Annotated in this window: 15 protein-coding genes, 2 tRNA genes and 1 pseudogene; 15 read left to right on the plus strand and 3 right to left on the minus strand. The window is 67.7% G+C overall.

Annotated elements, in window-relative coordinates:
• Window positions 1-37: 37 nt before the first annotated feature.
• On the plus strand, window positions 38-553 hold the full coding sequence (locus tag ACQ0O7_RS00070) for a DUF721 domain-containing protein (protein WP_430779613.1): 516 nt from the start codon (window positions 38-40) through the stop codon (window positions 551-553).
• A 33-nt stretch (window positions 554-586) separates the two neighbouring features.
• The gene (locus ACQ0O7_RS00075) at window positions 587-1,063 is read left to right on the plus strand and encodes a hypothetical protein (protein ID WP_430779614.1); all 477 of its coding nucleotides are present in this window, start codon (window positions 587-589) and stop codon (window positions 1,061-1,063) included.
• A 64-nt stretch (window positions 1,064-1,127) separates the two neighbouring features.
• Here the strand turns inward: ACQ0O7_RS00075 and ACQ0O7_RS00080 are convergent, their stop codons facing one another.
• Entirely contained in the window at window positions 1,128-1,694 is a 567-nt protein-coding gene (locus ACQ0O7_RS00080) for a hypothetical protein (protein WP_430779615.1), read from the minus strand.
• 540 nt (window positions 1,695-2,234) lie between these two features.
• Between ACQ0O7_RS00080 and gyrB the strand changes: the two genes are divergently transcribed.
• The 13 genes and pseudogenes from gyrB to ACQ0O7_RS00145 form a co-directional block, all read left to right on the plus strand.
• On the plus strand, window positions 2,235-4,187 hold the full coding sequence (gyrB, locus tag ACQ0O7_RS00085) for a DNA topoisomerase (ATP-hydrolyzing) subunit B (RefSeq protein WP_430779616.1): 1,953 nt from the start codon (window positions 2,235-2,237) through the stop codon (window positions 4,185-4,187).
• Between the two features lie 109 nt (window positions 4,188-4,296).
• Window positions 4,297-6,810 carry a DNA gyrase subunit A gene (gyrA, locus tag ACQ0O7_RS00090; protein ID WP_430779617.1) on the plus strand — a complete coding sequence of 838 codons (2,514 nt, stop codon included), beginning with the start codon at window positions 4,297-4,299 and terminating at the stop codon, window positions 6,808-6,810.
• 3 nt (window positions 6,811-6,813) lie between these two features.
• A complete protein-coding gene (locus ACQ0O7_RS00095; protein WP_430779618.1) occupies window positions 6,814-7,734 on the plus strand; it encodes a DUF3566 domain-containing protein in 921 nt (306 codons plus the stop codon).
• Between the two features lie 76 nt (window positions 7,735-7,810).
• Window positions 7,811-7,884 (plus strand) — tRNA-Ile (locus tag ACQ0O7_RS00100).
• A gap of 178 nt (window positions 7,885-8,062) precedes the next feature.
• A complete protein-coding gene (locus ACQ0O7_RS00105; protein ID WP_211304171.1) occupies window positions 8,063-8,191 on the plus strand; it encodes a DLW-39 family protein in 129 nt (42 codons plus the stop codon).
• An 11-nt stretch (window positions 8,192-8,202) separates the two neighbouring features.
• Window positions 8,203-8,275: transfer RNA gene (locus tag ACQ0O7_RS00110), tRNA-Ala, on the plus strand.
• Window positions 8,276-8,572: 297 nt separating this feature from the next.
• Window positions 8,573-8,749 carry an RNA polymerase sigma factor gene (locus ACQ0O7_RS00115; RefSeq protein WP_430779619.1) on the plus strand — a complete coding sequence of 59 codons (177 nt, stop codon included), beginning with the start codon at window positions 8,573-8,575 and terminating at the stop codon, window positions 8,747-8,749.
• Window positions 8,750-9,079, plus strand: coding sequence for a sigma factor-like helix-turn-helix DNA-binding protein (locus ACQ0O7_RS00120; protein WP_430779620.1), 330 nt, complete (start codon window positions 8,750-8,752; stop codon window positions 9,077-9,079).
• On the plus strand, window positions 9,079-9,516 hold the full coding sequence (locus tag ACQ0O7_RS00125) for a hypothetical protein (RefSeq protein WP_430779621.1): 438 nt from the start codon (window positions 9,079-9,081) through the stop codon (window positions 9,514-9,516). The genes ACQ0O7_RS00120 and ACQ0O7_RS00125 overlap by 1 nt, the downstream gene beginning before the upstream one ends.
• A complete protein-coding gene (locus ACQ0O7_RS00130; RefSeq protein ID WP_430779622.1) occupies window positions 9,516-9,686 on the plus strand; it encodes a hypothetical protein in 171 nt (56 codons plus the stop codon). Before ACQ0O7_RS00125 ends, ACQ0O7_RS00130 begins: the two co-directional genes overlap by 1 nt.
• Window positions 9,683-9,859, plus strand: a complete 177-nt coding sequence (locus ACQ0O7_RS00135) for a hypothetical protein (protein WP_430779623.1) — start codon at window positions 9,683-9,685, stop codon at window positions 9,857-9,859. Before ACQ0O7_RS00130 ends, ACQ0O7_RS00135 begins: the two co-directional genes overlap by 4 nt.
• 48 nt (window positions 9,860-9,907) lie before the next feature.
• Window positions 9,908-10,588, plus strand: a complete 681-nt coding sequence (locus ACQ0O7_RS00140) for a DUF6461 domain-containing protein (RefSeq protein ID WP_430779624.1) — start codon at window positions 9,908-9,910, stop codon at window positions 10,586-10,588.
• A gap of 147 nt (window positions 10,589-10,735) precedes the next feature.
• Window positions 10,736-10,960: pseudogene (locus ACQ0O7_RS00145) on the plus strand (NUDIX hydrolase); the annotation flags it as partial.
• Here ACQ0O7_RS00145 and ACQ0O7_RS00150 read toward each other — a convergent pair.
• Together ACQ0O7_RS00150 and ACQ0O7_RS00155 are read right to left on the minus strand one after the other, a co-directional pair.
• On the minus strand, window positions 10,897-11,121 hold the full coding sequence (locus tag ACQ0O7_RS00150) for a hypothetical protein (protein ID WP_430779765.1): 225 nt from the start codon (window positions 11,119-11,121) through the stop codon (window positions 10,897-10,899). The pseudogene ACQ0O7_RS00145 and the gene ACQ0O7_RS00150 overlap by 64 nt on opposite strands.
• 54 nt (window positions 11,122-11,175) lie before the next feature.
• Window positions 11,176-11,799, minus strand: a complete 624-nt coding sequence (locus tag ACQ0O7_RS00155) for a hypothetical protein (protein ID WP_430779766.1) — start codon at window positions 11,797-11,799, stop codon at window positions 11,176-11,178.
• Window positions 11,800-12,253: the final 454 nt, after the last annotated feature.

Below are 12,253 nucleotides of genomic sequence, written 5' to 3' on the forward strand. Positions count from 1 at the left end.
GCGGTCCGGGCGTACGGCGGAACCGGATCCACAGCCTGTGGACAACGGCGACCTGGCCGGTCCGGAACTGGCGCGGGCGGTGCTGGACGCCGCGCTGGCTCGCCGCCGGGACGCCGCCCGGGCACCGCGCCGGAAGACCGGAAGTGGTCAGGGCAGTGGCCGGCGGTTGCGCGGCTACTCCGGGCCGGGGCCGGACCCGCGTGATCCCCAGCTGTTCGGTGCCATGCTGGAGCGCCTGGTCAGGGCGCGGGGCTGGGAGAAGCCGAAGGCGGAGGCCACCGTCTTCGGGGCGTGGGAGAAGGTGGTCGGGCCGGACATCGCCGCGCACAGCCGCCCGATCAAGATCGAGGGCGGGGTGCTGACCGTCGAGGCGGAGTCCACCGCCTGGGCCACCCAGCTGCGGATGTTGACCGCGACTCTGCTTCGCAAGATCGCCGGGGAGGTCGGCCACAACGTGGTGACCAGGCTGAACATCCACGGGCCGGCGGCGCCGTCGTGGAACCGGGGGCCGCGGCGGGTGCAGGGCCGGGGGCCACGAGATACGTACGGCTGAAACCGATCGGCCCTGACAAACGTCTGAAGAAGCATGGTCTCGCTTCTGCGCCGTGTCGTCGTCCTGCTGCTGCTCGTGCTCGCCCCGTTACCGGTGGTGGCGAGCCCCGCGTGGGCGTGCTCGTGTGCGGGTGGCTTCGATCGGTTGGAGCGGGCCGAGCTGGCGTTCGTGGGTGTGGTCGAGGAGGTGGACGGCGACTGGATCGGCCCGGACACGGAGGTCGAGTTCGCCGTCGAGTCGGTCCTCAAGGGCGATCCCGGCAAAAGAGTGACACTAGTCACTGCCAAGGACTCGGCGTCCTGTGGATACGAGTTCGTCGAGGGCGGGCGCTACCAGGTTTACTCGGTCGGCGGCGCGACGTCGTCCTGTGACGGCAACGAGATGCTGGCCCGGATGCATCGCGAGGTCGAGGACCGTACCCGGATCTTCTGGGTCGGCTCGGTGTTCGTCCTGATCGCCGTGGCGGGTGGCGTCAGCTGGCTGATCCGCCACCCGCGAAAGCCCCAGTGACCGGCGCCGGCCTCGGTAGTCAGGCTCAGTAGCCGGGCTCAGTAGCCGGGATCAGCAATCGGGCTCAGTAATCGGCGAAGACCGCGAAACCCCGCTCCGCGCACCGGCGGTAGAACCCGGCCAGCACGGCCAGCTCGGTGCGCGCGAAGCTCCAGTGCGGCGAGTTCCCGGCGTCGTCACGCAGAGCCGCGAGCCGTTGGTCCAGCCATCGCAGCTGCTGCTCGGGGAGCCGGCCGGCCGAGATCGCGGTCCGCAGCACCTCGGTGACGGTGTCGAAGGTGACCAGGTCACCGAACTTCTCGTGACCCTCGACGAACCGCTCCAGACCGCCGGCGATCCACGCGCAGCCGTCCGGGTCGATCACCGGGTCCTCGTCCTCGGCCGCGGCGTCGGTGGCGTAGAGCACACCTTCCAGACCAAGCAGAAGATCAACCAGTTCGGTGTACGCGGTGGCACGCACCGTGCCGGTCTTGGCGACGTGCAACGCCAGCGCGCCGGTGGGTGCCGCGATCTCCGGCCGGTCGGCGATCGCCCCGAAGTCGACGAACTCGGCGGGAGCCACCGGGTCGTAGTACTGGTTCGTCCGCGGCCAGTGCACCGCGACGTTGTCCAGGCCCTTGTCGTGCGCCATCCGGGGCCACCCCTCCTCGACCTGCCCTGCGACCGCCTGGCCGTCTCCGGCCCGCGGGCGAGGTTACGACACAGGCCCGCGACGTTGTCGAGCAGTGTCGCAGTGAGTGTGGGCCGGGCACCGCAGGCGCGCCCGAGGGCCGGAACTGCCGCAGCGTTTGCCATTGCACGGGGCGGCTGTGCCGTGTAGGGGATTACGTGGGTAGCGCCTCAAGTCGCGCTACGGCAGTCTCAGGCACCCGGAAGGGGTGCCGGACCCTCGCCGATTCGGTCCGGCGGAGTAGAATCGACGGCGACCGGGAAAACTGTGCTTGACGTTGCGGAGGGCCACCGGGCCATCCCTCATCGTCACGCTATGCGGTTTTTCCAGCCGATCACGATCCGCGGGCCGTCCGCGGCGACCGGCGCGCACGGTTCCACCGGTGGTCCGCATCCTTCTCGCGGTGTCATCCCTGGTCTCCCGTGTGCTGCCGGCCGCCGTCGAGGGCTCGCCAACCCCGTAGCGGGGCCACACCGGCCCGGCACGAGAAAGTGGCCGAGGGTGTCTGAGAATCAGCAGGAGTACGGTGCCGGCTCCATCACCGTGCTCGAAGGCCTGGAAGCGGTCCGCAAGCGTCCCGGTATGTACATCGGTTCCACCGGTGAGCGCGGTCTGCACCACCTGGTCTGGGAGGTTGTGGACAACGCCGTCGACGAGGCGCTGGCCGGGTACTGCGACACCATCGACGTCGTCCTGCTGCCGGACGGCGGTGTCTCGGTCACCGACAACGGCCGTGGCTTCCCGGTCGACCTGCACCCGACCCTGAAGAAGCCGGGTGTCGAGGTCGCGCTGACCGTGCTGCACGCCGGTGGCAAGTTCGACGGCCAGGCGTACAAGGTGTCCGGTGGTCTGCACGGGGTCGGCGTCTCGGTGGTGAACGCGCTCTCGACGCGGATGGCCGTCGAGATCCAGAAGGACGGCTTCTGGTGGCGGCAGAAGTACGAGTACTCGGTGCCCGGCGAGCTGGTGAAGGGCGAGCCGACCGACAAGCTCGGCTCGACCGTGCAGTTCTGGCCGGACCCGGAGATCTTCGAGACGGTCGCGTTCGACTACCAGACCATCTACCGCCGGCTCCAGGAGATGGCGTTCCTGAACCGCGCACTCACCATCAACTACACCGACCAGCGGCCGGACCAGCTGGACGAGAACGGTGAGGCGCGCAGCGTCTCCTTCATGTACGAGGACGGCATCGCCGACTTCGTGCGGCACCTCAACGCCAGCAAGAGCGCCATCCACAAGACCGTGATCCAGTTCGAGGCCGACGTGCCCGAGGAGGGCATGGGCCTGGAGATCGCGATGCAGTGGAACGAGTCGTACGGCGAGTCGGTCTACACCTTCGCCAACCGCATCAACACGCATGAGGGCGGCACGCACGAAGAGGGCTTCCGGGCCGCGCTGACCAGCATCGTCAACCGCTACGGCATCGAGAAGAAATTCCTCAAGGGCGACCAGAAACTGTCCGGTGAGGACATTCGTGAGGGTCTCGCCGCGATCATCTCGGTGACGCTGGCCAACCCGCAGTTCGAGGGCCAGACCAAGACGAAGCTCGGCAACACCGACATGAAGAGCTTCGTGCAGAAGGTCGCGAACGAGCAGCTCGCCGACTGGTTCGACCGCAACCCGGCGGACGCCAAGATGATCATCACGAAGGCGGATCAGGCGGCCCGCGCCCGGATCGCCGCCCAGCAGGCCCGCAAGCTGGCCCGGCGCAAGTCGCTGCTGGAGTCCGGCTCGATGCCCGGCAAGCTGGCCGACTGCCAGTCCACCGACCCGCGCGAGACCGAGCTGTTCATCGTCGAGGGCGACTCGGCCGGTGGCTCGGCCAAGTCCGGGCGGGAGAGCCGGATCCAGGCGATCCTGCCGATCCGCGGCAAGATCCTCAACGTGGAGAAGGCCCGGATCGACCGGGTGCTGAAGAACAACGAGGTCCAGGCGCTGATCACGGCCATGGGCACCGGCATCCACGACGAGTTCGACATCGCGAAGCTGCGGTACCACAAGATCATTCTGATGGCCGACGCCGACGTCGACGGCCAGCACATCCAGACGCTGCTGCTCACCCTGCTGTTCCGCTTCATGCGGCCGATGGTCGAGCTGGGCCACGTCTACCTCGCGTCCCCGCCGCTCTACAAGCTCAAGTGGAACAAGCGGGGCGACGACGCGCAGTACGCCTACTCCGATCGCGAGCGTGACGGTCTGATCGCCCTGCGCCAGCAGAAGAAGCCGAACGCCAAGCCGGACGACATCCAGCGGTTCAAGGGTCTCGGCGAGATGAACTACGACGAGCTCTGGGACACCACGATGAACCCGGACACCCGGACGCTGCGCCAGGTGACGCTCGACGACGCCGCGGTGGCGGACGAGCTGTTCAGTGTGTTGATGGGCGAGGACGTGGAGGCCCGCCGGTCCTTCATCCAGCGCAACGCCAAGGACGTCAGGTTCCTCGACATTTAAGTTTCGAGGGCCGTATCCACAGCGTGTGGCCACTTTCCACAGTGTTATCCACAGCCTTATGCCAGTTTCGGCAGTATTTGCCCGGAATCACCTTGAGTAAGGGTTAAAAGTGACTGACACTCCCGAGCCCCCCGGCGGCGACGAGACCCCGGCCGATACCGGCGGCAGCGTCTCACAGCGCATCGAGCCGGTCGGCCTCGAAGTCGAGATGCAGCGGTCGTACCTCGACTACGCGATGAGCGTCATCGTCGGTCGTGCGCTGCCCGACGTCCGGGACGGCCTCAAGCCGGTGCACCGCAAGATCCTTTACGCGATGTACGACGCCGGCTTCCGTCCCGACCGCGGTTACGTCAAGTGCGCCCGCATCGTCGGTGACGTGATGGGCAACTACCACCCGCACGGCGACTCGTCGATCTACGACGCCCTGGTGCGCATGGGGCAGCGCTGGTCGCTGCGCTACCCGCTGATCGACAGCAACGGCAACTTCGGCTCGCCGGGTAACGACCCGCCCGCCGCCATGCGCTACACCGAGGCGAAGCTGTCCCCGCTGGCGATGGAGATGCTGCGGGACATCGACGAGGACACCGTCGACATGCAGGACAACTACGACGGGCGCACCAAGGAGCCGACGATCCTGCCGGCCCGGTTCCCGAACCTGCTGGTCAACGGCTCCGAGGGCATCGCGGTCGGGATGGCCACCAAGATCCCGCCGCACAACCTGGGCGAGATCGCCAGCGCCGTCCAGTGGCAGCTCGACAACCCCGAGTCGGACGAGGCGACCGCACTGGAAGCGATGATCGAGCTCGTCAAGGGCCCGGACTTCCCGACCAAGGGCCTGATCGTCGGCCAGTCGGCGATCAACGACGCGTACCGGACCGGCCGTGGCTCGATCCGGATGCGCGCGGTGGTCGAGGTCGAGGAGGACACCCGCGGCCGGCCGTGTCTCGTGGTGACCGAGCTGCCGTACCAGGTGAACCCGGACAACCTCGCCGAGCGCATCGCCGAGCTGGTCAAGGAAGGCAAGCTCACCGGCATCGCCGACATCCGGGACGAGTCCTCCGGCCGTACCGGCATGCGGTTGATCCTGGTCCTGAAGCGCGACGCGGTCGCCAAGGTGGTGCTGAACAACCTCTACAAGCACACCCAGCTGCAGGAGACGTTCGGCGCCAACATGCTGGCGATCGTGGACGGGGTGCCGCGCACGCTCAACCTGGCGCAGTTCATCCGCTACTACGTCGACCACCAGATCGAGGTCATCCAGCGGCGGACCGCCTACCGGCTGCGCAAGGCCGAGGAGCGGGCGCACATCCTGCGCGGTCTGGCCAAGGCGCTGGACATGCTGGACGAGGTCATCGCCCTGATCCGGCGCTCGCCCACGGTCGAGGACTCCCGTCAGGGCCTGATGCAGCTGCTCGACGTGGACGAGGTCCAGGCGACCGCGATCCTCGACATGCAGCTGCGCCGGCTCGCCGCCCTGGAGCGGCAGCGGATCGTCGACGAGCTGGCGAAGATCGAGCTGGAGATCGCCGACTTCAAGGACATCCTCGCCAAGCCGGAGCGGCAGCGGGCGATCGTCTCCGAGGAGCTGGCCGAGGTCGTCGCGAAGTTCGGTGACGAGCGGCGTACCCAGATCATCCCGTTCGACGGCGAGGTCTCGATGGAGGACCTCATCGCGCGCGAGGACGTTGTGGTGACGATCACACGTACTGGATATGCGAAGCGCACGAAGACCGATCTGTACCGGTCTCAGAAGCGCGGCGGTAAGGGCGTCAGCGGTGCCACGCTGCGACAGGACGACATCGTTTCGCACTTCTTCGTGATCTCGACCCACGATTGGATCCTGTTCTTCACGAACAAGGGCCGGGTATATCGGGCGAAGGCGTACGAACTGCCCGAGTCGAGCCGGGTGGCCAAGGGACAGCACGTCGCGAACCTGCTGGCCTTCCAGCCGGATGAGCAGATCGCGCAGATCATCCAGATCCCGAACTACGAGGTCGCGCCCTACCTTGTGCTCGCCACTAAGAATGGGCTCGTGAAGAAGACGCGCCTGGACGAATTTGACTCCAACCGCAGCGGTGGCATCATCGCCATCAACCTGCGGGAGGATGACGAATTGGTGGGCGCTGCGCTGGCGGCTCCGGAGGACGATCTGCTGCTCGTCTCCAAGAAAGCCCAGGCCATCCGCTTCAATGCCACTGACGAGGCGCTACGGCCGATGGGCCGTGCGACGTCCGGTGTGATCGGTATGCGGTTCGGTGAGGCCGATGAGCTTCTCGCCATGGAGGTGGTTCGACCCGACATGGATGTGTTGGTCGCCACCGATGGTGGGTATGCGAAGCGGACGCCCATCGAGGAGTATCCGGTGCAGGGCCGTGGTGGCAAGGGGGTGCTGACCGCCAAGATCACTGAGCGTCGTGGTGGACTTGTCGGCGCTCTGGTGATCAGCCCGGAGGATGAACTGTTTGCCATCACCAGCAATGGTGGTGTCATCCGGACTCCCGTGAAGCCTGTACGGCGCACACGGGATCGGAACACAATGGGGGTCAAGCTGATGGACCTCCCAGAAGGTGTAACCATCGTGGCGCTTGCTCGCAATGCCGACGAGCCTGACGAACAGGACTAGTTGATGCCGGAGACACAGGCGAAGTCGGGGGGCACGGGGACCTCAGCGACTCCGGACGATGCGGCGAAGAAGGACACTGCCGCACCGAACGGGCGTGAGACCACGGGGCGCGCCTCTGTACCCGCCGATGCCCCGTCCCCGCCGAAGTTCACCAGGGCGCCGGGCATGGCGCCGCCGCCCGGTGAACCCGCGGCCGGCAGCACCGACGGCGCGGACAAGCGGCCAGGCGGCGGACAGCCGCCGGTGAAGGGCTCGGCCTCGGTGCCGGTCGTCACCAAGGGTAAGGGTGCGGCTCCGGGGACGACCCCCGGCCGCACACCGGGCAGCACCACCGGATCGACCACGCCCGGCAGCCCGCCGGCCACGGCACGGCCCGCCGCCGCGTCGGCGACCGTGACGCCGCCCGCGCCCGGCGCCGCCAAGCAGCGGACCGGTGGCACCACCACGGCGGCCCCGGCCGCCGGCGGTGCCGCAGCGGTCGGAGCGGCCCGTGTCTCCGAGGCGGTCCGGTCGGCACGGTCCACCGTGTCGTCGGCCGCCGCGCGCGGCCCGCGCCGCGCCCGGCTCAACCTCAAGCGGATCGACCCGTGGTCGGTGATGAAGTTCGCGTTCGCGGTGTCGATCGTGCTCTTCATCGTGGTCGTCGTCGCGACCTCGGTGCTCTACCTCGCCCTCGACACGATGGGTGTGTGGAGCTCGGTCAACGGCAACCTCCAGGACCTGGTGACCGCCAGCGGCGGCACGGAGAGCGCCACCGGTGGCACCTTCCGGATCACCGCCTGGGGCGTCATCGGCACGTCGATGCTGATCGGCGCGGTCAACGTGGTGCTGTTCACCGCGCTGGCCACGCTGAGCGCGTTCATCTACAACGTGTGCGCCGACCTGGTCGGCGGCATCGAGCTGACGCTGGCCGAGCGGGACTGACGTTTCGCCATCGGGTTGCGGGGACCCCGCTTTGGAGCCCCGCGACCCGATGCGGTAATGTTCCTTCCGCAGGTGAGGGGCTATAGCTCAGTCGGTTAGAGCGCAGAGCTGATAACTCTGAGGTCGATGGTTCGATTCCATCTAGCCCCACGAGCGACAGGTGACCCCTGTCCGCGGAGAGCGCGGACCGGGGTCACTCGTCTTTCTGCTCCGGGGGCCGAGCCCCCGGAGACCCCGCATCACGGTGACCACCGTCGGCCTTTCGCTTGCGGATGGCGTCCGTGGTTCGAGTAGTCTTCGTTTAGTCGCTGCAAAGGGGTGTAGTTCAGTGCTGAAGAAGCTCCTCATCATCGCGGGTGTCGTCGGTGTGGCGGCCCTGGTGGTCAAGAAGGTCAAGGCCTCCAGCGACGAGCGTGCCCTGTGGCACGAGGCCACCACTGCTCCTGACCTGCGCTAGTCGCGGGTCACGGGGCCCTAGCTCAACTGGCAGAGCACCGCCTTTGCAAGGCGGGGGTTAGGGGTTCAAGTCCCCTGGGCTCCACTTTCCAGGCCTGTGACCAGGTCGTTTGCAAGTCCAAGATTAGTGGGACCTTCTTGGTCCCGATCCCGCCGATGATTATTGCTCGGCGTCGGGGTCACCGAGTAAGCCCTTGACGAACCACTTCTGGCTTCGGAACATGCGGTTCAGTTCGTGAGCCGCATTGCTCAAATCCGCGTATACGCATCGCACCTTCGACGCCGTCCGGAAGACCGGGCGGTATTTTTCGTGTGCGGCGCAACCTGGGTGGGAGGTCGACCGTGAACGATGTGACGGTGCCGACCCCGCGAAGGAGCCGGAATGCGCAACGCGGAGAGCTTCGATGACTTCTACCGGCAGACCCTGACACGGGTGCTGCGGTACGCCTACGCGCTCGTTGGCGACCCCGGTGACACCCAGGATGTGGTGCAGGAGGCGTACGCCAGGGCATGGCGGCACTGGCGAACCGTGGCCGCCCATCCGGCCCCTGAGGCCTGAGTGCGGCTCACCGTCTCCCGGCTGGCCACCGATCGCTGGCGGTGTAGCCGCAACTGGCTGGCCGTCCTCTCCCGGACCAGTGCGCCCCCGCCGGTGAGGCCACCGAATGAGGACACCGTCCTGCTCACCGGCGCCCTGCGGGAGTTGCCGGCCCGGCAGCGTCAGGCGGTGGCGCTGTTCTACCTCTACGACCTGCCGGTGGCGCGGATCGCCGAGGAGATGGCCGTCTCCGAGAACACCGTCAAATCCTGGTTGTCACGGCCCCGGGGAACGCTGGCCGGCCTGCTGGCCGCGAACGGTGTCGTGGCCGACATGGTGGAGGTGCAGTGATGGGCACACGACTGGACGAGATGTTCACCGCGTTGCAGACGGACGCCGACATGACCCCGATGCCGGAGGACCTCCGTGGCCGGGTGCGAATGGCCGCGGCCGGATCGGCATTGGCCGTCGTGGCTGTGCTCACCGTTCCCTTTCTCCATTCCGGCCTCCCGCAAGCGGCTCCCGAGGCCCCCGCGGTGGTATTGCCGTCGGTGATCCCGGATTCGGCGTTCCTGAAGCCGGTCGAAACCGGGGAGAGCTGGTTTCCCGAGGAGTCCGAGGTCGCGATGCTGCCGCCACCGTGCGGGCGGGCGCCCGGTGTCGCCGAGATGGCGGGAATGTACCGCCAGGTGCATGTCATCTACCGGGAGGCGGGCGCGTCGGGGCGGGCGGATACATCGAGCAGACGATTCTGCTCTTCCCGGACGACGACGGGGCGCGACGGCTGATGGACGGCCTGCGGGCCGCGGTGACGGCCTGCCCGGAGGAGACGGTCACCGACTACCGGCCCCGTGGTCCACGGTCGGTGGTGATCCCCTCCGCCGTGCTGCGTTACCGGCTCCTCGACCCGATTCCGGCCGGGACGATTTGCTGCTGGCCGCGCAGTCCGAGCCGGTGATCGACGCCGAGGGTGACGAACATCGCCTCGACGACCGGATCGCGGCGGTGCGTTCCGGCAGCAAGGTGGTGATTCTGGACTTCAACGTTGCTCTTTCCGCCGGCAAGATCAGCGAGCAGATGACGCGGAGCATCGTCATGGCCGCGGTGCGGCGGCTGGAGGAGTCGCGCTGACCGTTTCGGGGGGCGTACCAAAGGCATGATCTTTGATCTACTGATCGGGTGAGACGTCGCGCCGTCCTGCTCCTGACCTTGGCCTCGATGACCGCCTGTGGATCGCCGGCTCCGCTGGAGTCGCTGCCGTCCGTCGGCCCGTCGCCGGATCTCGGATGGCCGGACCGGAGCGCCGACCTCACCCACGGGTTCTGCTTCACCATGATCCGGGACATCACGCCGTACGACCTGATCGAACGGCTCGGTGGCCAGGAGCTGCAGCGGGTCGAGTGGCATCGGGTGATCGGGCCCGGCGACGGGGAGGCGGGTGTCCGGAACCGGTTCTTCCTCGGCATCGCCCGGGTCGGCGACTGGTCGATCATCGTGGAGGACAACGGGACCCTCGGTGTCACCCGGGAGATCGTCCAGCCGCTCTCGGCCGACGGTGGGGAGGTGCTGGCGTACCGCGGCGGGGGTGGGGATCCGGGCCGGCTCCTGGTGTTCCGTGACGGGGATCTCGCGCTCGATCTGGACACCTCGGCGCCGGACGAGGCCGGTGGCAGCGATGCGGGCGGGTTCCGGTCCGAGTTGATCGCCGCGGGACTGCTTGCCGGTACGGGGTACGGCCCCGGAGTGAGCGAGCCCACTGGGCCGGCGTTGTCGTTCCTCGCCGCTCGTACCGGAGTTCCGTTGACCTTGGAGTTGTTGACGGACCGGACGTATCTGCTGGTCACCGTTCCGCAGGCGTAGGTCCACATATGCCCGTTCTTCGGCTGTGCCGGTTATCCACAGAGGAATGAAGGAACTCTGCGGGGCTCGATTCATGCGGTTAGCCTGCAAGGCGTGAACGAACGAAGACGGGCCGCCGCCGTGATCGTGCGGGACGGCCGTGTGCTGATGGTGCACGAGCGCAGCCGGCGATCCGGTGGCGGCGAGTGGTGGACCCTTCCCGGCGGTGGGCTGCGCCCGGGGGAGACGGCTGAGGAGGCCTTGCGGCGCGAGGTGTTCGAGGAGACGGGTCTGGTCGTCAGCGCTGCTCGATATGTGCTGGAGATGCCCTACCCGTCCGGCATGACGTCGGTCTTCACGGTCAGCGTCGCCGACGGGGAGCCCCGGGTCGGGCATGACGACGGCTTCGGGCCGGAGCAGATCGGGGTGGACTGGTTGCCGGTCCCCGAGCTGCCGATCGAGACCAGCGGGGTGCCGGTGCCGCCGTTGATGGTGGTCCTGCCGACAATCTCAGGCCAGTCGGCGATGTCGACACAGGCGCCGCCAGCGTCCACACCGACCCAGACGACGACGTCGGGTCCGGCGGCCTTGGAGCAGGCGGTGTCGGGTCAGACCGATCGCGCGGAGCCGGGGACCGTGTCGCGGTCCGCCTCTGCCGAGGGCCCTGCCGGGGATGCCTCGACTGTCGTGGACCGTGGGGACGTCTCGACCGTCGCGGACAGCGGGGACGTCTCGACTGTCGTGGACCGTGGGGATGCTTCGACCGTCGCGGACAGTGGGGACGTCTCGATCGTCGCGGACCGCGGGGACGTCTCGACCGTCGCGGACAGTGGGATCGGCGATGGGCGGAACGGGTCGGCGACCGCGCGGCGGCGCTCGACCACGAAGTAGGCGCAGGCCGCGGCGTAACCGACGGCCAGGACCGCGGTGAGCGCTCGGACGTGCCACGACAGCGCCGGCACGTTGGTGGCCGCGGCGGAGATCATCGCCCAGCAGGCGAGCAGCACGGTGTTGATCGTGTCGGTGCGGTACCAGACGATCTGCGACATGCGGCGGGCCTGCCGTTGGATCTCGACCACGAGGGCATGCGCCATCACGATCGACAGCAGCCCGAGCAGCAGGGTCGCGAAGATCGAGTGATGGCCACCAGCGACGGCGACGAGTGCTGTGGCGCCGCCCAGTAACGCGAGGCCACTGACGGTCCCGATGCGTGCTTGGCGGCGATCCCTCACAACCTCTGACGGTCGGCATGATCCGCCGCGAACTGAGGACTTTGCCGATACGTGCGTTTCACGCCCGCCGATTTGGCTGCGTCTGCTCCGGTTCGGGTCTACTGTCCCGCTGGGGATGTCGCGTCCTGAAATGCCATCACGCGAGTATTTGGCTTCCAACGCACCGCGGCTGCGGCCCTGGACTGATCCGCGCTGCCATGGCCGTCCGTGGTCGTCTTCTTCGCCTCCATGGCGTCTCGCAGTCGTTTCTTCACCCCCATGACCGACACCGCTGCCTCCTTCGCTCTTATAACCGACGCTGCTGCCTCCTCGCCTCCATGGCCAACGTCGCCGCTTCCTTCAAAGCCAACGCCGCCGCCTTTGCCTCCAGCGTCGTCCCGTCGTCAATCAGACGGCCCTCACACGCCGGACGGCCCGTGGCTTCCGGCTATTGATCCGTCATCTTCACGATCGG

This window comes from Actinoplanes sp. G11-F43, assembly GCF_050589265.1.
Taxonomy (GTDB): Bacteria; Actinomycetota; Actinomycetes; order Mycobacteriales; family Micromonosporaceae; genus Actinoplanes.

What these genes read in the sequence shown, in the direction of transcription:
- ACQ0O7_RS00075 (WP_430779614.1), top strand. Translation starts at nt 587, where the DNA reads ATGGTCTCGCTTCTGCGCCGTGTCGTCGTCCTGCTGCTGCTCGTGCTC.
- ACQ0O7_RS00080 (WP_430779615.1), bottom strand. Translation starts at nt 1,694, where the DNA reads ATGGCGCACGACAAGGGCCTGGACAACGTCGCGGTGCACTGGCCGCGG.
- ACQ0O7_RS00095 (WP_430779618.1), top strand. Translation starts at nt 6,814, where the DNA reads ATGCCGGAGACACAGGCGAAGTCGGGGGGCACGGGGACCTCAGCGACT.
- ACQ0O7_RS00115 (WP_430779619.1), top strand. Translation starts at nt 8,573, where the DNA reads ATGCGCAACGCGGAGAGCTTCGATGACTTCTACCGGCAGACCCTGACA.
- ACQ0O7_RS00125 (WP_430779621.1), top strand. Translation starts at nt 9,079, where the DNA reads ATGGGCACACGACTGGACGAGATGTTCACCGCGTTGCAGACGGACGCC.
- ACQ0O7_RS00130 (WP_430779622.1), top strand. Translation starts at nt 9,516, where the DNA reads ATGGACGGCCTGCGGGCCGCGGTGACGGCCTGCCCGGAGGAGACGGTC.